Source organism: Methylosinus sp. KRF6 (genome assembly GCF_018887255.1).
GTDB classification, from domain to species: domain Bacteria; phylum Pseudomonadota; class Alphaproteobacteria; order Rhizobiales; family Beijerinckiaceae; genus Methylosinus; species Methylosinus sporium.
On record NZ_JAHLJF010000001.1, the window covers coordinates 3,985,949 to 4,009,145 of the forward strand.

At 63.4% G+C, this 23,197-nt stretch carries 18 protein-coding genes and 1 pseudogene; 6 read left to right on the forward strand and 13 right to left on the reverse strand.

Annotation, left to right across the window (positions count from 1 at the left end; all coding sequences use genetic code 11):
- Positions 1 to 83: 83 nt before the first annotated feature.
- The 7 genes from KP010_RS18795 to KP010_RS18825 all read right to left on the reverse strand — a co-directional run bounded on the left by KP010_RS18795 (position 84) and on the right by KP010_RS18825 (position 10,181).
- The gene (locus tag KP010_RS18795) at positions 84 to 1,640 is read right to left on the reverse strand and encodes a response regulator (protein WP_142863394.1); all 1,557 of its coding nucleotides are present in this window, start codon (positions 1,638 to 1,640) and stop codon (positions 84 to 86) included.
- Positions 1,641 to 1,667: 27 nt separating this feature from the next.
- Positions 1,668 to 2,543 carry a protein-glutamate O-methyltransferase CheR gene (locus KP010_RS18800; RefSeq protein WP_185966521.1) on the reverse strand — a complete coding sequence of 292 codons (876 nt, stop codon included), beginning with the start codon at positions 2,541 to 2,543 and terminating at the stop codon, positions 1,668 to 1,670.
- Positions 2,531 to 5,974: a response regulator gene (locus KP010_RS18805; protein WP_216281316.1), complete on the reverse strand. Its 3,444-nt coding sequence runs from the start codon at positions 5,972 to 5,974 to the stop codon at positions 2,531 to 2,533. The genes KP010_RS18800 and KP010_RS18805 overlap by 13 nt, the downstream gene beginning before the upstream one ends.
- Positions 5,975 to 6,132: 158 nt before the next feature.
- Positions 6,133 to 7,095 carry a phosphatidate cytidylyltransferase gene (locus KP010_RS18810; RefSeq protein ID WP_246659831.1) on the reverse strand — a complete coding sequence of 321 codons (963 nt, stop codon included), beginning with the start codon at positions 7,093 to 7,095 and terminating at the stop codon, positions 6,133 to 6,135.
- Complete coding sequence (locus tag KP010_RS18815) at positions 7,092 to 7,730, reverse strand: 1-acyl-sn-glycerol-3-phosphate acyltransferase (protein WP_108918463.1); 639 nt, start codon at positions 7,728 to 7,730, stop codon at positions 7,092 to 7,094. Before KP010_RS18815 ends, KP010_RS18810 begins: the two co-directional genes overlap by 4 nt.
- A gap of 79 nt (positions 7,731 to 7,809) precedes the next feature.
- Positions 7,810 to 9,567 carry a bifunctional alpha/beta hydrolase/class I SAM-dependent methyltransferase gene (locus tag KP010_RS18820; protein ID WP_142862834.1) on the reverse strand — a complete coding sequence of 586 codons (1,758 nt, stop codon included), beginning with the start codon at positions 9,565 to 9,567 and terminating at the stop codon, positions 7,810 to 7,812.
- Positions 9,564 to 10,181: a CDP-alcohol phosphatidyltransferase family protein gene (locus KP010_RS18825; RefSeq protein ID WP_216281317.1), complete on the reverse strand. Its 618-nt coding sequence runs from the start codon at positions 10,179 to 10,181 to the stop codon at positions 9,564 to 9,566. Before KP010_RS18825 ends, KP010_RS18820 begins: the two co-directional genes overlap by 4 nt.
- A 336-nt stretch (positions 10,182 to 10,517) precedes the next feature.
- Between KP010_RS18825 and KP010_RS18830 the strand changes: the two genes are divergently transcribed.
- From KP010_RS18830 to KP010_RS18855, 6 genes are read left to right on the forward strand one after another with little or no spacing between them, the layout of a single operon-like run.
- Positions 10,518 to 11,825, forward strand: a complete 1,308-nt coding sequence (locus KP010_RS18830) for a glycosyltransferase family 2 protein (protein ID WP_142862835.1) — start codon at positions 10,518 to 10,520, stop codon at positions 11,823 to 11,825.
- Positions 11,822 to 12,526 carry a methyltransferase domain-containing protein gene (locus KP010_RS18835; RefSeq protein WP_142862836.1) on the forward strand — a complete coding sequence of 235 codons (705 nt, stop codon included), beginning with the start codon at positions 11,822 to 11,824 and terminating at the stop codon, positions 12,524 to 12,526. The genes KP010_RS18830 and KP010_RS18835 overlap by 4 nt, the downstream gene beginning before the upstream one ends.
- Complete coding sequence (locus KP010_RS18840; RefSeq protein ID WP_185966489.1) at positions 12,523 to 12,921, forward strand: GtrA family protein; 399 nt, start codon at positions 12,523 to 12,525, stop codon at positions 12,919 to 12,921. Before KP010_RS18835 ends, KP010_RS18840 begins: the two co-directional genes overlap by 4 nt.
- Before the next feature lie 4 nt (positions 12,922 to 12,925).
- A complete protein-coding gene (locus tag KP010_RS18845; RefSeq protein WP_142862838.1) occupies positions 12,926 to 13,576 on the forward strand; it encodes a class I SAM-dependent methyltransferase in 651 nt (216 codons plus the stop codon).
- Positions 13,561 to 14,763: a glycosyltransferase family 4 protein gene (locus KP010_RS18850; RefSeq protein ID WP_142862839.1), complete on the forward strand. Its 1,203-nt coding sequence runs from the start codon at positions 13,561 to 13,563 to the stop codon at positions 14,761 to 14,763. Before KP010_RS18845 ends, KP010_RS18850 begins: the two co-directional genes overlap by 16 nt.
- 27 nt (positions 14,764 to 14,790) lie before the next feature.
- Positions 14,791 to 16,599, forward strand: a complete 1,809-nt coding sequence (locus KP010_RS18855; RefSeq protein ID WP_185966490.1) for a hypothetical protein — start codon at positions 14,791 to 14,793, stop codon at positions 16,597 to 16,599.
- A gap of 216 nt (positions 16,600 to 16,815) precedes the next feature.
- Here KP010_RS18855 and KP010_RS18860 read toward each other — a convergent pair.
- From KP010_RS18860 to KP010_RS18885, 6 genes and pseudogenes are all read right to left on the reverse strand, one after another.
- A pseudogene (locus tag KP010_RS18860) lies at positions 16,816 to 17,124 on the reverse strand (DDE-type integrase/transposase/recombinase); the annotation flags it as partial.
- Positions 17,125 to 17,292: 168 nt separating this feature from the next.
- Complete coding sequence (locus KP010_RS18865) at positions 17,293 to 17,952, reverse strand: ferric reductase-like transmembrane domain-containing protein (RefSeq protein ID WP_142862841.1); 660 nt, start codon at positions 17,950 to 17,952, stop codon at positions 17,293 to 17,295.
- 99 nt (positions 17,953 to 18,051) lie between these two features.
- Positions 18,052 to 18,855 (reverse strand): N-acyl homoserine lactonase family protein, encoded by an 804-nt coding sequence (locus KP010_RS18870; RefSeq protein WP_142862842.1) that lies wholly within the window; start codon positions 18,853 to 18,855, stop codon positions 18,052 to 18,054.
- A gap of 94 nt (positions 18,856 to 18,949) precedes the next feature.
- Positions 18,950 to 19,783: a class I SAM-dependent methyltransferase gene (locus KP010_RS18875; RefSeq protein WP_185966491.1), complete on the reverse strand. Its 834-nt coding sequence runs from the start codon at positions 19,781 to 19,783 to the stop codon at positions 18,950 to 18,952.
- A 51-nt stretch (positions 19,784 to 19,834) separates the two neighbouring features.
- Positions 19,835 to 21,730 carry an FAD/NAD(P)-binding protein gene (locus tag KP010_RS18880; RefSeq protein WP_216281318.1) on the reverse strand — a complete coding sequence of 632 codons (1,896 nt, stop codon included), beginning with the start codon at positions 21,728 to 21,730 and terminating at the stop codon, positions 19,835 to 19,837.
- A gap of 58 nt (positions 21,731 to 21,788) precedes the next feature.
- The gene (locus KP010_RS18885) at positions 21,789 to 23,162 is read right to left on the reverse strand and encodes a KamA family radical SAM protein (protein WP_210244290.1); all 1,374 of its coding nucleotides are present in this window, start codon (positions 23,160 to 23,162) and stop codon (positions 21,789 to 21,791) included.
- Positions 23,163 to 23,197: the final 35 nt, after the last annotated feature.

The window sequence follows — 23,197 nt, forward strand, 5'->3', positions numbered from 1 at the left end:
AATCGATCATCACGCTATTCCGCCTGCCCCAGCCCGGCGATCATAGCCCCAACCGACCCGCGAGAAAAATTCGCGACAGAGCCTCACATTGCGAGGTCGGCGCGAGAGGCGGATTCGCCATTCACGAGCAAGGCGAGCTTACGGCGCAATTCCTCGGCCCCGATCGGCTTGTGGAGCATTTCGAAGCCGTTCGCCTGGGCGTCGGCGATGCGGGCCGGATTGGTGTCGCCGGTCATGATCAGCGTCGGTATCGCTCGGCCGGCGTGCTCGCGTATGCGATGGGCGACGACCGGGCCGGTCTGCCCGGGCCCCAGATGATAGTCGGTGACGATGGCGTCGATATCGGCTCGCGCTTCGGTGAAGAGGTCGAAGGCGCCCTCTCCCGTATCTGCAGCCAAAACGCCATATCCCCATCCTTCGACCATGGTCACGAGGCCAGCGCGCAAGGCGGCGTTGTCTTCGATCAGCAGAATGCATCGCTGCTCCGCGGTTTGCGGATAGGGAACTCGCCGAGTCCTTTCGTCGAACGGCAGAAGAATGGAGAAGCGCGAGCCCCGGCCGACTCTCGATGTCACTTTGATCTCTGCGCCGATGAGGCGGGCGAGCCGCGCGACCACCGAGAGACCGAGGCCCAATCCTTGCGCGCGTTCGCCGGCGGGGTCGCCGAGGCGATAGAACTCCTCGAAAATCAGCTCCTGCTGTTGCTCGGGAATGCCGACGCCGCTGTCGATCACCTCGATCGTGAGACGTTCCGATCGACGGCGCACGGCCAGCAGAACGCCGCCGCGCTTCGTGTAGCGCAGAGAGTTTTCGATCAGATTGCGGATCATTCGCTCGAGGAGAACGGGATCGGCGCGAACCTGTCGCGCAGGGCCTCGGAACAAAGCGAGGCGCAGGCCCTTGTCGGCCGCGGCGATCGAATATTCGCGCGACAAGCGGGCGAGAAGCTGCGTCACGTCGACGGAGCCCATATGCGGCGTCACCACGCCGGCGTCGAATTGCGAGAGATCGATGACGCCGGAGAGGAGGCCGTTGAGCCCGGTCAAGGCGCTGTCCATAATGTCGAGCGCCTTCGCGACGAAATCCGGATTGTCCCTGCGGCGCCGGAGCATCGCCTGCGCCAGTACGAGGGATTGGACGGGCTGACGCAGATCATGGCTCACGGCCATCAAGAATTTGGAGCGGGCGAGGCTCGCTCTTTCCGCTTCCGCCTTGGCGCGGTCCGCGGCTTCGATCGCCTTGCGCAAGCTCTCCTGCTGGATATGGAGGCGCAGCAGAACCTGGATTTTGGCGCGCAATAATTGGCCGCTGATCGGCTTGATCAGATAATCGGTCGCGCCCTCCGCATAGCCGCTGAGCGCATCCTCCGCGGCGACGAGAGCGGCGGTGAGGAGAACGACGGGCGTCTTCGCGGTTCGGGGCGTGGAGCGAAGCCGCGCGCAGACCTCGCGCCCATCCATATCCGGCATCCGAACGTCGAGCAGGATGACCGCATAGTCATGCGCCAGCGCCAGGGACAGAGCGTCGAAGCCGCTGGAGGCTTCTTGAATCTCGATCTTCACGCCGTTCAGCGCCTTGCGTATCGCGAGCCGCGTCGGCGCGTCGTCGTCGACAATCAGAATCTTGATCGATGATGTCACGAGCGGTCCTCGGGAAGCCGGTCAATTTCAGACGCCCACTCGCGGCCGCGCCCGCACGGGCTTGCGATAAATTCGATAACTATCATGCACGACGTCGAAATCATCGAGCGTTCCAGCGCTTTCGAAAATAGCTTCCGAGCGGCCCAATAACAAGTAGCCGCCGCGTTGAAGGCTCCTGCCGAACAGATCGAGGCCGCGCTCCTGCAAAGGGACGCCAAAATATATCAAGACATTGCGACAGACAATGAGCTGCGCTTCGAGGAAGACGTCATCGGTCACGAGATTGTGCTGGGCGAATTCGATCGGACGCCGCAGTCTGTCGGCCGCGATGATCTGATCGCCGCAGATCGTGAAATATTCGTCGAATTCGCCGACGCCGCCGCTCGCGAGATAGTTGCGTCTCCAAGCGTCGAGCTCGCTATTGGGCCAGGCGCCGGCGCGCGCGGCGGCCAGAAGCTCGGCGTTGAAATCCGTCACGATCAGCCGTGCGCGCGCGGCCAGGTCCAATTCGTGCAGCAGGATCGCCAAGGAATAGGTCTCCTCGCCGCGGCCGCAGCCGATCTGCCAAATATTGACGCGCGGAAAGCTCTCCAATTGAAAAATGATGGTCTCGCGCAAATAGCGCCACACCTCCGGATCGCGGAAGAACTCCGATGTCGGAACCGACATGCCATGAATGATCGACCAAGCGATACGCTCGTCCGCGAGCATGGGCGCGAGAAGATCCAGCGCGCGAGCGGCGCCATGCGCCTCGCAGATTCGCGCGAGTCGACGCTTGACGGCGGAAGGCGCATAGCCGGTGAAGTCATATCCCCAGCGTTGCGCCAGCGCCGTCAGCACCAGCGAAACCTCGACATCCTCGATCTCGTTGCGGCTCGCGAGCCGGCGGGTCAGATCAGCCATCGCGCCAGCGTCTCCAAGAGGCGATCGGAATCGATCGGCTTGGCGAGATAGGCGGTCGCGCCCGCTCGCAGGCATTGCTCCGCGTCTCCCGGCATCGCTTTGGCCGTGAGCGCGACAATGGGCAGTCTCTCGAAGCGCGCGCGCATACGGCCGATCAATTCATAGCCGTCCATATCGGGCATCATGATGTCGGTGAGCACGGCGTCGAATTTGGCGCCTTCCAGAATCTCCAGCGCTTTGGCTCCATTGACGGCGACCTCTATGTCGAAGCCTCTGGCGCGCAGGCTCTTGGAGAGCGCGAGCAGATTGCGAGGGTCGTCGTCGACGAGTAGCAGACGTCGGCCGAGCGCGGGAGCCGGCGCATCCACGATGACGAGATCGGCGTTCGGCTCTTCGATGGCCTGGAGCACCTCCTCGCGCAGCCGGCTGTCGGCGCGACCTTTGAAAACCACGCTTTCGGCGAATGTGCGCAGCCGATATATGTCCTCCGTCGTCAGATCATGGGCGGAATAGACGACCACCGGAGGATGCGCGCCCGGCTCGGCGTGAACGCGCTCCAGCAGCGTGAAACCGGACATGTCGGGCAGCATCAGATCCAGCACCACCGCGTCGAAATAGCTGTCCATCAGCCGGTGGATGGCTTCATCGCCGGAACTCGCGACGACGATATCGATGGCGTCGCGTCGGAACAGCGTTCTGAGCGCATGGGCGTCATGGGCGTTGTCGTCGACGACGAGAACGCGGCGTCGCCCAGAGGCGGCGAAGCGGCTGTCGAGCATCCTCGAAAGCGCGGCGAAGACCTCGTCGCGCTTGACCGGCTTGTCGATGCTTCCCATCGCGCCGGCGGATCGCGCCGCGCGCGCGTCCTCGACATTCGATGCGATGGCGTAGACGGGAATTCGCGCGGCGGCGGAATCCGACTTCAACCGCCGCAGCGCCTCCAGCCCCGGAAGATCGCGCAGGTCGAGATCGAGAAGAATGGCTGTCGGCGCGACCTGCGCGACGATCGGCGACGCGGCTTCGCCACTGTCGGCATGTACGATGCGATAGCCGGATCCGGCGATCAGCTCGCCGAGAATCGCCGCGAGATAGGGATCGGACTCGATGAGGAGGATCGTCGAATCGGCGGGCGCAGGACGCTCCTCGATGCGGCGCGCATCGGCCGCCGGCGCGGTCGGGCGCTCCGCGCCGAGCCGATCATCCGCCCGCGCGGCCGAGTCGGCCGGCAAGAACACGGAGAAGACGCTGCCGGCGCCGAGCGTGCTCGCGACCTCGACGCGCCCGCCCATCAGCGTCACGAGGTCGCGGCTGATCGTCAGGCCGAGGCCCGTCCCGCCATAGCGGCGGGAGGCGGCGCCATCGGCCTGGTGGAAGGCGCTGAAGACGGTTTCGATCTGGTCCGGCGCGATCCCGACGCCAGTGTCCGAAACGGCGATCCGCACGCCGCCCTCCGCCGGCGAAGCGACGACGCGCACCTCGCCGCGATCGGTGAATTTCACCGCGTTTCCAACGAGATTGAACAGCACTTGAACCAGGCGTCGACGATCGGCGCGGATGACGGGCGGCGTCGCGGGATCGGCTTCGACGACGAGAGCGACGGCTTTGCGCTCGGCCTGCGCGGCGAATGTCCGCGCCACCGAATTCAACATCTCGTCGAGGCGGATGCTCTCGTCGACGAGCTCGAGCTTTCCGGCCTCGATCTTGGCGAGATCGAGAATATCGTTGATCAAGGCGAGCAGATGATTGCCGCTCTCGCCGATGACTTTCGCCGATTCGATCTCGTCGGCGTCGAGCTTCTCGTCCTCGGCGAGCGTATTGGCGAGAATCAATATGCTGTTGAGCGGCGTGCGCAATTCGTGAGACATATTGGCCAGGAACTGCGATTTGTAACGGTTCGTCTCGGCCAGCTCGTCGGCGCGCATTTCGGCTTCGAGCTTGGCGGCCTCGAGCGCTCCGGCCTGCTCCTCGAGCTTGCGACTCTTTTCCGCCAGCCGATCATTGGCGATCTGCAGCTCTTCTCGTTGAAGACGAAGCTCTTCCTCGGATGTCTGCAATTCATCCGTCTGCGCGCGCAATTCTTCGGCCTGCGCGCTGGTTCGCGTCAGCAGCGCGCTGGTCTCGAGATTGCGCTCGAGCAGACCGAGATTGAGCGCGACAATGGGAACGACGAGGTCCAGCAGCTCGCGATGAATGTCGGGGAATTCGCCATAGCGGGCGAATTCGATCACGCCCGATATCCCTTCCGCCGCGCCGACCGGAACGCAGACGACGACATCCGGCGTTCCTGCGGACAATCCCGAGCCGATGAAATGGCTGCCGCGCGGCACATCGGTGACGACGATCATGCGCCGGCTGGCGACGCATTGTCCAGGCAAGCCTTCGCCGATCGCGAACGATCTGCTCAACGCCGCGCTCGCGTCGCAGGCATAGCCGCCGACGGCGTGGAATCTCTCCTTGTCGGCGTCGCGGACGAAGAAAAGCGCCAGTCCCGCCGAAAGCCGCGGCGCGAGAAAAGCGAGCAGCTGCTCGGCGAAGGCCGATGGCGTGGTCGCGAGCTGCAGCGCGATCGACAATTCCGCCAATTCGGCGTTCAGCGCGCGGCGTCTCTCGCGGCGGATCAGCGCCTCTTTGAAAAATTGCAGCGCCGAGGCCATGACGCCGATCTCGTCGCGCGAGTCCTGCGCCGGAATGGCGACGGAGAGATCTCCCTCCGCCAATTGCCGCATGGCGCTGGTCATCGTCGTGATGGGCCGGATGATCGCCGCACTGGTGAGGGCGGCGGCGAGGAGGCCGATCACCAGAGCGACCGCCGAAGCCGCGACCGCGGCCGTCGCCGTCTGATCTATTTCCATCGCGGCTCGAGGTCCGAGAGCGTCCTGCGCAGCGAAATTGGCGGATCGCATCGTCTCGATCGCCGAGTCCATAGCCGGGCCCAGCCGGTTCAGCAGATCCTGAAGCAGGCGATCTCTCTCATTGGTCTCGGCGTCGGCGCGGCGGCTCTTGTCGTCGCTATTCGCGAGCGGCCGGCCGAGCTTCACGAGCTCGAAAAAGGTCGCGACATAATCTCGCCCGTCGGCCTCTATGCGCCTCAAAACGTCCAGCGCCCGGCGATCGCCCTCGAACAGCCGCGTCGCCTCGGTGATCCCGGAAACGGACCGCGCCGCCTCGTCGCGCAATCGCCGGATCGATTCCTCGCGCCCCCCGAGGAGCCACTCGTCGGCGTGCAGCCGAATTTCGTCCAGATTGGTCTGGATGCGAGCGAGCGCGTTGTTTTGCCGCGCCAAGCGTCGATACTCGCCGAAATCGCTCCGGGCGGCGGTGAGCCCCTGATAGGAGATGGCGGCGACGGCGATCAAAAGGCAGATGAGCGCGCCGAAGCCGCCGGCGATCTTCGTCGGGATGCTGAACCGGCTGAGGAATGTCATCATCATCGGCTGCTCGCTGTCGCTCGCGAATTCCCCGGCGCCGTCATCCAGGCAAGAGCGCTACTATGCTCGCCTCGGCGGTCGCTGTCACTCTCCCCTTTGGAAACTCATTTCGTCTCGCGCAGGCGCGCGGCGCGCGAGGAGGCTTCGCGATCGGCGCCGCGTCAAAGCGTGTACCAATAGCGTATCAGATGAAAATAGACGGGCGCCGCGAATATCACGCTGTCGAGGCGATCGATCATGCCGCCATGGCCGCGGATCATATGCCCCCAGTCCTTGACTCCGCGATCACGCTTGATCGCCGACATCACCAGCCCGCCGAAGAATCCGAGCGCGCAGATCGCCAGCGCCATGCCGGCGGCGGCGAGCGGCGAGAAGGGCGTGATCCACCACAGCGCCGCGCCGAGCAGCGTGGCCGTCGCGACGCCGCCGACGAGCCCCTCCCAAGTCTTGGACGGCGACAGATTGGGCGCCACTTTGTGACGTCCGAACAATTTGCCGAACACATATTGCAGCACGTCGGAGCCCTGCACGACGATCACCAGAAAAGCGATGAGCAGCAGCCCCTTTCCTTCATAGCCGGGGATGTCGAGGGTCAGCAACGCGGGCACATGCGAGGGAAAAAAGATGCAGATCATCATTCCCCATTGCAGAAAGGCGACGCGTCGCAAGAAATGCGTGGTGTCGCCACGCAGCGCCGCCGCCATGGACAGGAACAGGAAGCCATAGACCGGCAGGAAGATCGAATAGAGCCCGTACCATTGGTCCCAGACGAGCCAATATTGGACCGGAATGCCGAGAAAGAAGACCGAGGCGAGCGCCCAGTGATCGCCTCGGCGCGTCGGGGTGAGCGTGACGAATTCGCGCAGCGCGCCGAAGGAGGCGAAGGCGAAGAGCAGGATCACGCCGCCGAGGCCGAAGAGGAAAGAGAGCCCGATCGCCGCCACCATCACCCACCAGGCGGCGATGCGCTGGTTGAGATTGTCGATGGTCGGCGACGGCTCGCCCTCGGCGCGGCGGGCGAGCTCCCGACCAATGGCGGTCGCCACGATCAGAATGACGCCGACGCCGAGAAAGAGCCAGACGGCCGGATGCTGCGCGGCGAGGAAATCGACGATACGGGTCACGCGACGAGGTCCTTGGGCTTCAGAGCGAGCAGAGCGCCGCGCGCGCGATCGAGAAAAGCGGCGCGCTCCTCGGTCCGATCGACGGCGAGCGGCTCGCCGAATGTGACGCTGCACAGGAGCGGAATGGGCAGGAATTCGCCCTTGGGCATGACCCGCGAGATATTGTCGATCCACACCGGCACGAAGTCGATCTGCGGAAACGCCATGGCGAGGTGAAACAGGCCCGATCGCAGCGGCAGGAGAGGCTCCTCTCCGGTATTGCGCGTGCCCTCGGGAAAGAGAATCAGCGAGGCGCCCTCGTCGAGCGCCGCCGACATGGCCGCCATCGCGGCGTTGAGACGATCCACCCCTTTGCGGTCGATGGGCACGGCGCGGAACACTTCGCGTCCGATGAAGCCGCCGATCCCCCGGCCGTCCCAAATTTCGGCCGCAGCGACCGGCCGCGTGACCCGGCGCAGCTCCGGCGGCAGCACCGTCCAGATCAGCACGAAATCGCCATGGCTCGCGTGATTGGCGAAATAGACCCGCTGCCGCGGCTCCGGCCGGCAGCCGCGCCAATCGGCCGAAACGCCGGTGACGGCGCGCGCGAAGCCGGCGATGAGGCGCCGCGTGGCGGCGGCGGCGAGAGGTCTCATCGCAATCCGTCCTGCGCGAGGAGCGAGCGCCATGGCGGCGCGGCCGAGCGATGCGCATCCTTTTTCGAGTCGAGGGCTGTCACGCGGCCTCCGCTTCGCGCACCGCCAGCGATACGGTGAATATGCCCCAAGGATCGATGCGCTGCTCGATCTTGCGGAAGCCGGCGGCGGCGACCAGCTGATCCATCTCCGCCTGCGTGCGCCGCCGCATCACCCAGGCCTGCCCCTCGCGATGCGAGGTGAGCGCGCGGGCGATCATCTCGAGCTGCGGATGCCAGGGCTGGCCGGTGTAGACGAGATATCCGCCGGCGGGGATGGCGCGGCCGAGGCCGCCCAGCGAGCCGGCGACGAGCGCATTGTCGGGAAAAAGCTCATACAGACCGGAGACGATCGCCAATGTGGGGCGCGGCGAGAGGGCGGCGAGATCATCGCCGTCGAAAGCGTTTCCGCGCTCGAAACGGGCGATGTCGGCGAGGCCTTTTTCAGCGACCAGCTTCGCGCCCGCGGCGACATTGAGCTCGGAATAATCGCGCAGCAGGATCGACTCCGGCCGCTCGACGCCGGCGGTCAGCGCCTCGAGCACATAGCGCCCATGGCCGGCGGCGATGTCGACCACTCTGGCCGGCGCGCTGTCCGCCCGCAGACGAGCGAGCGCGAGGCGGATCAGCTCTTCGACATTCAGTTTTCGCCGCCTTATGCCGCGCCAGCCGATCGCGTCCAGATAGGCGCGATCGATCGTTCGTCCGATCGCGCCGACGCCATTGGCGGCGTCGCGATAGACGTAGTCCAGCGTCGAGCCGGAATCGAATCCGGTGGCGTGGCCCAATTTTATCCCCTCGGAGAGGAGGCCGCCCAATTTCAGATTGGCGCGATAGGCCGACCACCAGAGGCCGCGCGGCGACAAAGCGGGCAAGGGCGTCGCGAGCCGATCGGCCTCGTCGCGCGTGTAGCCGATGCGATCGGCGTCGCGAAGATCGATCGTCTCCAGCGGTTCGGCGAAACGGGCGAGCAGAAAACGGCGAATATCGGCCACGACGGGACCGCGATCGGCCTCCCCGAGCAGATCGTGATAGAGGCCGGGATATGTCCGCCGCTCCTTCGAACGGCTGCCGAGGCGCACGAAAAATTCATGCTGCGGGCCGGAACGAACGACGAAATCGGCGCCGGCGATCAGCACTTGAGTCGGAATGGCGATCGCCCGCGCATCCGCCGTCACACGTTCGGCCGCCTCATAGAGCCCGAGCAGACTATCGACCGAAATGGCGCGAGAGATCAGAGGATCGGCGTCGAAGCTCGCGCGCCGCGCCGGATCGTGAGTGAGGAAGCGCGACTTCACATAGGAATTGACGTCGAAATCGCCGCGCAGACGGCGCAGCAGCGCCAGTCCCGGCCGCGCGAAAGGAACATAGAGCTTCGCCGAAAAGGCCGGCGCGGCGAGCGTCAGCGCGCGAATTCGCGGCGCATAGTCATGCGCCCAAGTCGCGGCGAGAACCGCGCCGACCGATTGCGCCACCACGGCGATATCGGCGCGCGCCACGCCATGGGCGCGCTCTATATGGGAGACGAAGCTCTCGACGTCGCGCACGCTATGAGAGAAGGACGGCGAATGACCGCGCGCGCCCGGCGAGCGGCCATGGCCGCGGGCGTCCCAGGCGTAGACGTCGAATTCGGGCAGATCGAGCTCGTCGACGAGATGCGCCATCCGGCCGCCATGCTCGTGACCGCGATGGAAGAGCGCCACCGCGCCCCGGCGTTCCGCCGTCGCCGGCCAGCGGCGATAGAAGAGCTCGACCCCGTCATGCGTCGTGAAACGACCGTCTTCGGCGATGCGTGTCATGCGACATCCTTTCGGAGCCCGGCCTCCGCCACCCCGCGACGGACTCGATTGATCGTGGTGACGACGAGAAGAAGCGAGAAGAACGGCATGATCCAGCCGGCCCATTGCGGCAGCGCGCCGAGCAGGCCGACGGCGAGGCCGAGCGCGCCGAAGGCGAATGCCCGATCGCTCTTGCCGAAGGGACCGTCATAGCGGCGGCCGGCCCCGGCGAGCGGCCCCATCACGCCGGCATATTCCGAGATGGCGGCGAGAAATATGACAGCGAAAATCCATGAGGGGTCGAAGGGCGCCACAGAGGCGAAGGGAATGACGAGCGCTGCGTCGGAGACGACGTCGCAGATCTCGTTGAGATAGATCCCGAGCAGCGACTGCTGCCGAAATTCCCGCGCCATCATCCCATCGACGGCGTTGAGCGCCATGCGCAGGAACAGCCACGGCGGCAGCACGAGAAAAAGCCCCGGCCGATCGCTCCACACGAGCGCCAGTCCGAGAAGGCAAGAAATCGCGGCGGTCGCGACAGTGACCCGATTGGCGGTGACGCCGTTTGCGACGGCCCGCGCGACCGCGGGCCTCAGCAAAGCCTGAAACCGCGGCTTCAATGCATAGAGAGTCATAGGAAACTCATAGGAAACGCGCCAATGGCCGAAGAAACGAGAACAGCGCCGGCAGTCTGCGTCAGATGAATTGACAAGTCTCGAGAAGCGAGCCTGCATGCTCGCTCTTCGAATTCTCGGGTTCAGATGAAGCAAATCACTAGTATCGACGATTGAAAAGAAGCTTAAGCGACGCCTCGCGTCAAGACCCTTCGAGGCGCCGGTAGAAGAATCGGAAAACGTCCATGCGGCGAGCGCGCGCGACGCGCTTCCCACGCGGCGAAAGCCAGCGGCTTTAACGAAATGCTAACCAATCTCTCGACATATCGTGAGCGTGGCTATCCGAGACTTTTGAGCATGACGCAGGTCGCTGTTTTAGGGAGCGCGTCCACCAAGATCGACGTATCGATCATAATGCCGTGTCTCGACGAGGCCCGCTGCCTGCCCAACTGCATCGCCAACGCACGGGAGGCGCTCGAGACGATGAGCCGCGAGTTCGGATTGTCGGGCGAAATCGTGATCGCCGACAATGGAAGCCGCGACGGCAGCCAGCTGATCGCGCGCGCGCTCGGCGCGCGGGTCGTCGACGTCGAGCAGCTCGGATACGGCGCCGCGCTCATTGCAGGGCTCCGTTGCGCCAATGGCGCCTATCTCGTGATGGGCGACGCAGACGGCTCCTATGATTTTCGGGAATCGGTCGAAATGGTGCGCCGCCTCGCCGCCGGCGCTGATCTTTGCGTCGGCTCGCGCTTCAAAGGGCGGATAGAACGAGGAGCGATGCCCTGGAAAAATCGCCACATCGGCAATCCCGCGCTGACCTTCGTCTTGAATCTGTTTTTCCGCGCGGGCGTCAGCGACGCCCATTGCGGTTTGCGCGCCTTGACCAGCTCCTGTTTCGAACGGCTCGATCTCACGGGCCGCGGCATGGAGTTCGCGAGCGAGATGATCATCAAGGCGGCGCTCAAACAGCAGCATATCGTCGAGGTCCCGGTGACGCTCTCGCGCGATCGGCGCGATCGGCCCTCGCATCTGCGGCCGTGGCGCGACGGATGGCGACATCTGCGTTATCTCCTGATGTTCAGTCCCGACTGGGCCTTCGCTGCGCCGGCCGCTCTGGCGATCGCAGTCTCCTTGGGGATATTGACGCTGACCGGCGTCGCCGCGCTGACCGAGAACAAATCGCCTTTCGGCAATTATTGGATGATTCTCGCAGGCTCTCTGCTCGGCCTCGGACACACCGCCGCAGTTCTCGCCGCCGCGACGCATTTCTATGGTCGGCGACAAGGTTTTCGCGCCCCATCTTGGTGGGAGGACAAGGTCGCCGATTGGTTCTCGCTGGAGACGATGCTCGTCGCAGGAAGCGTCTTCTTCGCTTCTGGCCTCCTGATTCTCCTGTCTGTTTTCGGCTATTGGTCGAGCCGTAATTTCGAGCCGATCGGCACCGTTCTTCCCGCCGTCGTCGGCACGACGTTGATCGTGATCGGCGCGCAAAACGCGCTCGCCGGGTTCCTGCTGGCGATCGTCAATGGCCATGAAGCGAATTTCATCGACCGAGCCGAAGCCGAGACTTGGTCCGATACGCGACGACGCTCCGTGCGCTCGCCCATCGGGACCTGCGAGGACGTCGAGCGTCTCGATCGAGCGGCGAAGGCGGCTGATCGATGATCACGGAGGACGCCCGCCGTCGCCTTCGTCCCCGCATTTTCGATACGGACTGGCTTTTGCTCCGCGCGATGCGCGCCAGCATCGAGAAAGTCGCCGCGCGGATCGTGCGGCCCGGCGCCGTCGCGGTCGATTTGGGATGCGGCTCCGAACCTTACAAGCCGATCTTCGACGCGCTCGGCGCGACCTATCGCGGCGCGGATTTCGCGAATGCCGACATTGCGATTGATCCCAGCGGCCGCGTCGACGCGCCCGATGCGAGCGCGGATATCGTCCTGTCGTTTCAATTACTGGAGCATGTCGCCGATGTCGGCTCCTATCTCGGCGAAGCGCATAGGCTGCTGCGCGCCGACGGCCGGCTGATTTTATCGACACATGGCAATTGGTTCTACTATCCGCATCCAGAGGACTATCGCCGTTGGACGCGACCCGGCCTGCTGACGGAGCTCGCCGCACATGGATTCGAGTCCATCGAATGCGCGCCTCTGATCGGGCTGCCCGCCTGGACGACGCTGCTCAGGCTGACGTGCGGCTACCATGCCCTCGCAAAGCTGCCGATCCTCGGCCGTGTCATCGGCCGAACGCTCGCCATAGTCCTCAATTTTCGCGCATTGCTCGAAGACGCGATCACACCGGACTGGGTCACGCGCGACAATGCATGTGTGTACCTCGTGCTGTGTCGGCCGATCCGGCTCTCCCCATGAGACTGCCGCGCTTTATCCTCGTCGGCGGGCTCTGCGCGCTTCTCAACAACATCTCCGTCATCGGCTTTGGTTTCGTCGGCGTTCATTATATCTGGGCGACGCTTCTCGCATTCGGGCCGATTCTCGTCATCGGATACGTCCTCCATTGTTCGATCACCTTCGACGCGGCGGCGTCCTGGCCCTCCTTTGCGCGCTACGCTCTCGCCATGCTCGCCAATTGTCCGCTCTGGTTCGCGTCTCTCTATATTCTCGGCGATCTCGCCGATCTCCCCATGGCGATCGCGGCGCCACTCGCCACGATTCTGATAACGCTCTGGAATTACAACTGCACGAGATGGGCGCTGTCGCGCGTCCGCGCGCCCCTGCAGGGACTGCGTTCCACGAGCCGAGGATAATTGCATGGAACGCTTCACGCTCGATGATCTGACGCGCTGCATGTCGCCCCATGCGCCTGTCTATTCCTGGCGCAAGCCGATCTATCAATTTGTGGCTCTCTCCAATCTGCGTCGCGTATGGGACAAATCGCATCGTCGCGCCCTCGATGTCGGCGGCGGCACCGGGCTCCTCGCCCATACGATCAAGTCGCTGTTCGGCCTCGATCACATCGCCTCCGTCGACGTCGAAAACCGATTCCTGCCGTCACTCGATGTCGAAACGTCCATCTATGACGGCCGCACGCTTCCATTTCCCGATAATTCCTTCGAATGCGTCATCCTCTTCAATGTTCTGCATCATGTTCCGGCTCCGCTTCGCCGTCCTCTGATGCGCGAATGTCGCCGCGTCGCCGGCGCAGGCCCTCTCTACATCAAGGATCATCTTTCTACTGGCCTGCTCGACACCGCGCGGCTCACCGCGCTCGATCTCATCGGCAATCTTCCCTTCAACGGAATGGTGAGCGCCTCCTATCTCTGCGCCGAAGATTGGCGGACGCTCGCGCATGACGCCGGCTATGCGTACGAAATCGTCTCCGACGGCGACTATCGTCGCGGCGTCGAGGCGATGGTCTTTCCCAATCGCCTCGAAACGAGCATGAAATGGCGACCGATCTGACCGACCGCGCGAAGATGCGCAGCCCTGTCATCCGACTCGCCATGCTGTCGCACTACTTCGAAACGCGTCGCGGCGGCGTCGAGATCGTCGCCGGCGCGCTGGCGAGGGCCTTGTCGCCGCTCGGTTTCGAAATCGTCTGGCTCGCGACCGGAAAAAGCAACGGCGGCGACCCGTCGTCCAACCTCGCGCAGCGCGAGCTGCCCGCTTCCGACATCGTCGAACGGATCGCCAAAATTCCCTATCCGCTTCTGTTTCCGAGCGCCTTTCGCTCGATCTTCGCGCAAGTGCGCAACGCCGACGTCGTCATCGTCCATGACGCGCTCTATTTGACCAGCGTCGCCGCATTTTTCGCGGCGCGCTTGTTTCGCAAGCCGCTCCTCGTCGTGCAGCATATCGGCGTCGTTCCCTATCGCAATCCCATTCTCCGATCGCTCATGGCGATCGCCAATCGACTCGTCGCCGTTCCGCTTCTGAGCCGCGCCGATCAGATCGTCTTCATCAGCGATCTCACGCGACGTTATTTCGAAGCCATCCCCTATCGGTGCCCGCCTCGGCTCGTCTTCAACGGCGTCGACGCCGACATTTTCTCTCCTCCCGAATCGGAAGCCGAAAGGGCTACGGCGCGGGCCGATCTCGGCCTGCCCGCCGCCGGTCCTATCGCTCTTTTCGTCGGACGCTTCGTCGAAAAAAAGGGCCTGCTCCGACTCGAGCGTCTGGCGCGCGAACGTCCCGACATCTTGTTCGTCTTCGCCGGCTGGGGCGTCATCGATCCTGCGCAATGGCGACTGCCCAACATACGCGTTTATCGAAATTTAGCGGGCGCGTCGCTCGCCCCCCTCTATCGCGCCGCCGACCTATTGCTGCTGCCGAGCGTCGGCGAAGGCTTTCCGCTCGTCATACAAGAAGCGCTCGCTTGTGGTCTGCCGATCGTCTGCGGCGCCGACACCGCCGCCGCAGATGAAGCCGCCGAACTATTTCTGACCAAGGTCGTCATCGACGACGAGGCTCCGCGAGCGACCGCCGCGGCGCTCGCAGCGGCGACATCCCGGCTGCTCGAGCCGGATGAGAACCCGAGGCGATCGCGTCTCGCACGCGCCGAATTCTGTCGCTCGCGATATTCTTGGAGCGCTTCGGCGGAGCGTTATGCGACACTTTTGAGGCGACTGGTCGCACATCCAGAACCATAGCCGAAGCGCCAACGATAGAGAGAAACGATGTCCGACCTCGATACGTCTTGCGACGCAGAACGCCGGAACGCGGCATTTCATCGGACATTGAAGGGCGCGACAATCATTTCATCGGCGCTCGTCCTTTTCGGCGTCGGCGTCGCCTCCCTGACCGAGCCTGTCTATATCGACACAGTGAGGCAGCCGAAGTTCGTTTGGCTGACGACCTATTTTTTTCGCAGTCAGGATGCGCCATGGCTCATCGGCGTCGCCCTTCTCCTCGCGATCCTCGCCATCGCGCGGCCGACATTTCCTCGGAGCTTCGGCTGTCTCGGGAAACCGTCTCGCCGCGTCACGGCCGTCTCGCTGCTCGCGCTTCTCGTTCTCGTTTGCGGGGTCGTCGGAACGCATTCGATATTTCACGACTATCATCTGTCACGCGATGAAATATTGGCGGAATTCGACGCGACGATCTTCCGCTCCGGTCATTTGATCGCGCCCATAGCTCCCGAGCATCGCCCCCTCGCGACGGCGCTCGCGCCGACTTTCATGGTCCCGATCGACCAGATCGATGGATTCGTTTCCGCCTATCTGCCGGGCAATGCGGCGTTGCGCGCGCTCGTCGGCTTCATCGATCCGGCCGCGACCAATCCGCTTCTCGCCGCCTTCGCCGTCATCGCCGTTTTTGCAGTCGCGCGCCGCCTCTGGCCGTCCGATCCGGCTCCGGCGCTCGTCGCCGCCGTGCTGACGGCGACCTCCTCGCAGCTGATCGTCGGCTCGATGACGAGCTACGCGATGACCGCCCATCTTACTCTCGACATGCTCTGGCTCTGGCTGTTTCTACGCGACGACAAAGCCGGACACGCCGCCGCGATCATCGTCGGGGCCTTCGCGATCGGACTTCATCAAACGATCTTTCATCCGCTCTTCGCCGCGCCATTCATCCTGCGTCTTTGGATATCGCAACGGCGAAGCGTCGCTGCGGCCTATATCGGCTCCTATGCGATCGCGCTTCTCTTTTGGATCGGCTATTGGCAATTGCTCGCCTTATGGCGCGGCGTCTCCATGGAAACGTCGGACGAGGTCGGACTCGTCTATTTCATCGCGCGCGTCCTCGTCCTTCTGACGAGCTTCCAATGGTCGGGCGCAGATCTCATGGCGAAGAACATTCTGCGATTCGTCGTCTGGCAAAATCCTGTTCTCCTGCCCTTGGTCATTCTCTCCTACACGCAGATACGCGAAGGTTCCGGAATCGCCCGGGAGCTCGCGGCCGGCGTCTGCCTCACGCTCATCGCCATGTTCATCGTCCTCCCCTATCAGGGTCATGGCTGGGGATATCGCTATTTGCACGGGCTGCTCGGAAATTTTTCGCTGCTCGCGGCCTATGGATGGGTCGACCTCGCCGCGCGCGCGAATGCACGCGCTAGCCGAGAGCTCGGATCGACGCTGGCGATCGGCTGCGTCATCGGCGCGCTCGTTCTGCTTCCCGCCCATCTCATCCAAGCGCAGCGCTTCGTCGAACCCTATGCGAGGGCCGCCGACGCAATCGCTCGTACCGACGCGGATTTCGTGATCGTCGACAAGTCGCGACTTTTGTTCGCCGCGGACCTCGTTCGCAATGACCCTTTCTTGCGAAACAGGCCGAAAATTCTCGATCTCACCTATCTAGAGGAAGACCAGATTCGCGCTCTTTGCGCGACGAATGAGATCGCTCTCTTCGAAAAGGCGGATGCGACCGCGCTCGGCGTTTCGCGTCACGACGAGGCGACGAAGACCGATGACGACATGCTGGGCCGCAAGCGAAGGCTCATGTCGGATCTGCGCTGCGGCGCCGATATGGGCCAGCGAAATCGATGAGCCGCCGCTGATATTGCGTGAGACCGAAAGGCGCCTCCGCCTTATCTCCCGTCCGGCGTGTCCATGCCGACCCAAAGATCGCGCACGCGCTTCAGATTTTTCGCGGGATCGTAGCGTTCGACATCGAAGACTGAGGCCATCTGCCGACAAGCCGCCGATGGTCGCGGTGCAATTTTTGCCGATAGCTACGTGATGGGGTCCGGCAGTTCGTTTGGATCAGGCAGCGAGCACCGCACTCCAGATTTCGGGCGCAGTTGTCCCGGTGGCTCTAAATCTGCTCAGCGCGAATTGACCCTTTCTGATGCGATGCATGAGTTCGATGCCGGCGATCGTGATCGCCGCATGTCGGAATCGCTTGAACCCGAGCATAGGCCCCAAACGAAGTTTGATAGATCGATGATCCTGCTCAATGAGATTATGCAGGTATTTCGATGATCGAATTCGAGTCCGTGCGCCTCCTCGATGCTGTACGAGAAGCTCACGCGCCGCCCGATGTGACGCCTGATATCCGTCGAGCGTGATTTTGCGGGTTCTGGTGCGAACCGGAGCGGGACACCCTCAGCATCGCCCATAGCCCCAGCGTCCGGTTGCGCCCACGGAAGGACTATGTCCCGCTCACGCCGTTCGCACCAGAACCGCCCACCGAGCCAGAGTCCGTTCTTGAGGCGAATGTGGGGCGCGGCGGAGCTTCCACTACGAATGAATGACGGCTCTCCTCGTCATGCTATGGTCGTCCTGGATCGAGCCTCGCCGACGTGGGATATGCCGAAGGACGAGGGAGGCGAGCAGCATCGCCATTTCGACATTCGCATAGATCAGCGAAGGGGCGCGGAGAAGATGCAGGGCGAAGGCGACCGCCAGGATGAACCAGATGAAATACGAGCCGGATCGATGCAGAGTTCGCCACCGCTCGGGCCCGAGCATTTTTGATGTGGGCTCGAATGATGTGAGGGCCAGCGCGACCACTGTGATATATCCGGCTATGCCGAAAATTCCGATGACGATTCCGCCGACGGCAGTTTCGAATGAGGCGGGCGCAAGGGTCGCGAAGGAGATGAGAGCCACGACATGCAGCGTCTGGAGGCCGGCGAAGGCGAAGCCCAGATAGCGCCGGTTGCGAAGCTGCCATCGGCTCCAAGGGGTCGGAGAGATCCCGTGCAAGGCCGAGGCCGAGAAGGCGAGGCAGAAAAAGATCGCGGATGCCCTGGCCGTCATCGACACGATGAGCCGGACGCCTTCGACTCCCGGGAAGGCGCCTACGGCGCCGAGGCTCAGAAGCGTAGAGAGCATGATGATGACCGTGACGAGCCGCCATCCCGAGAAATATCGCGTCCACAGATCGAAGGATGTCATGGTTGCGCCTCCCTGGACGCGTCGAGAATTTGTTGGCCGGCGCTCGGCGCCGCGTCCGGTCCAAAGTCTGGCGAATTGTGATCGCTCGAGAGGAAATCTCTAGAGCGGCTCTTCGTGTAGAGCGACGACGTCCGCCTCGAAGCGCCATTTTGGAAATCGCGTCAGGACCGTCGGATCGTGTCCCGGAACGATGTGCTCCGGACTCGCGGCAAGACGCTCGATGAGCGAGAATGCTTCGAGCGTCGCTCCCAGATCGACGAGGATCGGAAAGGGATTGCGATCTAGGAGATTCGCCCAGAAATGCGCGCCGTCGCTGGCGAGCACGATGGGGCCGCGCCGAGTGGCGACGCGCACGACCTGCTGGCCCAGCGTGTGGCCGCCGACGAGATGCAGGGTGACGCCCGGCGCCAAAGTTACATCGCCGTCATGGCAGATGAGACGCCCCTCGTAGAGGAGGCGCACCAGGGCGATCACGTCCGCGACATCGAAAGTGCGGCGCAGAATGTCGTGCCGCATCAGCCTGCCGGTGCAATATTGCATTTCCTTGTCCTGAACATGAAACCGCGCTTCTGGAAACGACGCCAGATTTCCGGCGTGATCATAATGCGCATGAGTGAGCACGACGTCTCGCACCGTTGATGCGTCGATCCCGATCCTGGCCAAGGCTTCCACCGGGTGGCATAGGAGCTCGCGTCCACGCTTCTGCGCGCTCGATGCGGAAAAGCCGGTGTCGACGACAATCGTTCTTCCATCGCCACGGATCGCCCAGACAAAATAGTCTTGCGGAGCCGGCGTCTCGGGGAGATCGCAGCGGAAATAGGCCTCGCGGGCCACCCGATCCGGCTGTGTCGCGTAACGCAGCGCATAGACCTCATAGGTCGGCGCCGGATCGAGCTGTGTCATGCTCCCTCCGTGGAGTGAATCTGGACGCGAGCCCCTCGGTCGAGATCCGGGTCCGCGCCTGGATTTGACGAATGCGGCCGGTCGACGCGACAGGTCAGCGCTTTTGGAAGATGTAGAGGTAGACGCTGCTGGATACATCCAGCGAGCCGGTACGTTCGACATGCTCTTCGACGATCTCCCGCACCGCGCGGCGAAGCACGTCGCCGCCGGCCTGCGAAGCGACGTTCTTGTGACGGAAGGTTCGAACGTAGAAGTCGAGCAGAGCATCGATGGTCGGGAAGGTCATCGTTCCGTCGAACCAGGGTTTTTCCACCAACGTCAACGAGTCCGGCGAGAACAGCCGAATGTTGGCCGCGCAGAAGCGGTTCGTGCCGGGCGCGGCCAAGGCCGGATGATCGTGGGCGAAGCCCAATCGGAGCAGGGCTTCGTCTTGGAATCGGTTGAGCTCGCTCATCCAATCGAAATCCGCCGTGAGCAAGGCGACATGGCCGCCCGACTTCGTCAGTTCGGCGATACGCGCGAATGAGGATCGAATGTCCGGCGCGTGGTGGAGCACGAGATTGGCCAGCACGAGGTCGAATTGTCCGCGTTCGAACGGCGCCTCGTCGATCGAGCTTTGGATGAAACCATGATTGCCGGCTTTGTCGCCGAGCGCTCGGCGCGTCGCCTCGACCATCTCCTCGGCGATGTCGAGCGCCGTTATGTTCACGGGCCGCGCCTGCGCCAGAGCGACGCTGAAGCGTCCGTGGCCGCAACCGGCGTCCAAGACCTCCGTGAAGGAATATTTCGCGAGCGTGTCGACATACCATTGTGAGATCGATGTCTTCGCGAGCGTCTCCCACGCGCGGGAGCGAGATGCGAAATCTTCCACGGTGGCGTAGTGCCGAGCGAGATGATTTCTGTCGAAATAAGTGTCTGTCAATTCCATTGCCGGTGTCCTCGATGGGCCGAGCATGGCCGGGTTGAATGCGACAGCGTCTCAGGAGACGCGCGGTTGAGCCTGCATCGCGACATGCGGCGCAGGGTAGCGGCTCGTCGTCGGGGCCGCCTCGTTCGAAGCGGCGATGACATCGAGCATCTCCAGCACGCAACGCTCGGCGTCGAGCGTCTGCCGCGACGCGATCATCGGGCGTGGCAGCGCGTGGGTGTAGTAGTGCGGGCCCTCCACCGGAAATCCGAGCGCCCATAGGCGCTTGCAGGCTTTTCCGGAGGAGTCGATCGGATGAAGCGCGGTATCGATATCGATGCCGCTCGGGTGAAAGTCGCCGTTCCGGTATGGTCGGATCATGCCGTGGGCCAACAAGGCGGCGGTGAGCGGCGAAGAGTCGGTCAGCGGCGAGTAGGGATCGAGCCGCGCGATGACGAGAACATCCGCATGAACCTTCTCGACCTCGCTTTCATAGCGCGTTTCAATGAAGAAGCGCGCTTCTTCCTCGTCGATCCGGACCTGCGCGCCGGGGCCCCCGCCGATGCGGATCAGACCGGCTTCCTGCAGAGCCACCTGCTCGAAATTGCGTCGTTTCGGCGGGCCGAAAGATACGCGATTTATGATTCCGTTGAACGTCTCTATGAAATAGCGATGCGATTCCGGCGTCAGCCCGCCATACTCGACCGCCGCCCGGATCGCCTCGCGGGTGTCGCGCAACACATCGCAGGCCGCTTTGACGGGACTGGCCAGATTGCCCTTCACGGCCTCCCGCAGATCGTCGTCCACGAGCCTGTTGAAGAATGCGCGGAAGGCCCGGGATGTGTGAAAGATGATCCCATCGAGCGGATGAAGAATCGCGTCGATGGCTCTCAGTTCCTCGCTCGTCGGCTCGAAACCGGCGGACTCGACAGCGCGGCCTTGCGCGGCCTGTCGATAAGCATAAGCCATTTCCTTGATGACGAGCGGCTGCACGACGCGCTCGAAATCGATCCGCGCGTCGCCGGTGGTCGCGAGCGTCTCGCGCCGGATCGCGGCAATGGCTTCCGGGGTCAAAAACTTCGCGTCGTGACGGCCGGATAAGCCCTTCTGATTGACGCCGCGCGCCGCGAAAGGAAGGCAATTGCGCGAGAATAGAACAATTTTTGGTTCATGGCCGGAGGCGTGATATCGGAGTTCCCCGTCGTTCTCCTCATAACGGCCGCCGCGCCCGAGCGTCAGCGCGGAAATCGCGTCATGCGCGGTCAGCCCGAAGCCTTGGATCGCGACCGTCGCCGAGGCGGAAATCTCGTCGAGCCGCTCGACCGGATAGGGAGTGGCGTAGAATGCGAGATTGCGATTGCGGCGCGCGTTCCGCTCGACGAAATCGACGTGAAGCCGATCCTCCTCGGTAGGCCTGCGAACGCCGTGGCCGGTCGCCAGGACGACGAAATCGGCCCGCCGCGAGCGCCCCGCCTGCGTGATGACATCGAAGCCGCAATCGCGCTCGATCAGGTCGACGACCAGCTCCGGGTGATGGGCGACCTCGACCTTCGCCGGGAGTCGTTCGAGCACGCGTCGGTAGACCCAAGACATATATTCCCCGAGCAACCGACGCGGAAAATGATCGATCTCCGTCATCGAAAGGCCGACGTCGTTCGGCGCGCGCTGGAACCTGTCTCCGACATGCCTATAACCTGCGAGGGTCGCCCATTCGACGAGCGACACGCCGCCTTTCCCGCCCGCGACGCTCTCGGGCGCGAACATTGTGACCTGTGAGGCGAGTGTGTTGATCAGCAAGTGATCGGGTTGGGTCGAGAGATGGACGCCCTCTCCGCAGGCGCCGCGATCGAACAGGTCGATCCGAAGGCGGACGCCTCGTGGAAGGCGGTGAGCGTGCTCCGCCACGCGCTCCAGCACGGTCAAACCTCTCGGCCCCATGCCGACGAGCGCCAGGACTGTCGATTGCATCCGCTTATCTCCTCCCGTGAAGTTCGACGGCCGGCGCCGACCGCAGCGTGTCGACGGCTCAGGCGTCCATCCAGGCGACAGGGAGTCGCGGGCGCGCGAGCCGAGGGGAATCGAGAACGGGCGAACGCCTCGCGTCTCGTTCGAAGAAGAACCGGTTTTCTCCGAAGGCCGGAACCAGCTCGTCGAGCCAGGTCGCATCAGGATCGAATTTCGCGTAGAAGGGGCGGCGAACGAAGTCGGGGTTTCGCGCCTGCAAAAATTGCAGCGCGAACACCTTCTCCCCGTGCAACTCGACGACCCCGTCCACGACGACTTTGCCGGGATGGGCGCTCATCGAGGGGCCGCGCACCGTCCGCGCCAGACCGGAGACGGCGCGGTAGGCGGCGCGAAAGATCTCATAGGCTCGCGCCAACGGAAGCCTGAAATACTCGCGCGGGCCGGTGTCGCGCTCCACGAACATATAGTATGGCACCGCGCCGAGACGGACCGCAGTCGTCCAGAGTTCGGCCCAATCGGCGGGATCTTCGTTCACATGCCGGATCAGCGGCGCCTGAATCCGCAAGCTCGCGCCGGCGCCGATGATGCGGCGCACCGCTTGTTGGGCGATCGGATGTTGGATCTCGCGTGGATGGTTGTAATGCCCCATCAATGCGAGGTTGCGTCCAGATGCGACCACCTTCTCGAACAAGCGAAGCAACTCGTCCGCGTCCGGATCCGTGACGAAACGCTGCGGCCAATAAGCGACAGACTTCGTTCCGATGCGAATATTCTGGACGTGTTCGAGCTCGGGCGCGAGAATCGGCTCGATATATTTGGCCAGCACGCGAGCGCTCATGACCAGCGGATCGCCGCCGGTGATGAGCACATCGGTGACCGCAGGGTTCTGCCCGAGATAGGCGATCAGGCCGTCGGATGTCCGAGCATCGAACTTCAACTCTTCCATGCCGATGAATTGCGGCCATCGGAAGCAGAAGGTGCAATAGGCGTGGCAGGATTGCCCAGCGCTCGGGAAGAAGAGCACGGTCTCGCGGTATTTGTGCTGGAGGCCGTGCAATGGCGCTCCGTTCAGTTCCGGGACATTGTCGGTGGATTGTCCGGCCGGGTGCGGGTTCATGCGCATCCGGATGCGGCGCACGATCGCTTCGATGTCACCCTCCCGTGCGCCGCCCCGGATCAGGCCGCGCAGAGCGGCATATTCCTCGACGCGCAGCATGTTGCGATGAGGAAAAGTCAATCGGTAGATCGGATCGTCTGGGACATCGCTCCAGTCGATCAGCTCGTCGAGGACGTAAGAATTCACTCGGAAGGGCAGCACCCTGGATACGATTTCGATCGCCTCGCGATGCTCGGCGTCGAGGAGCGACCATTGTGGCGCATTCCTCATTGTCTGCGACGTAAAAGGTTTGAACTTCGGATGGCCAGCGTCAATCATAGGCTCGATCTCCCAGACGTCGGCGCGGCGATGAT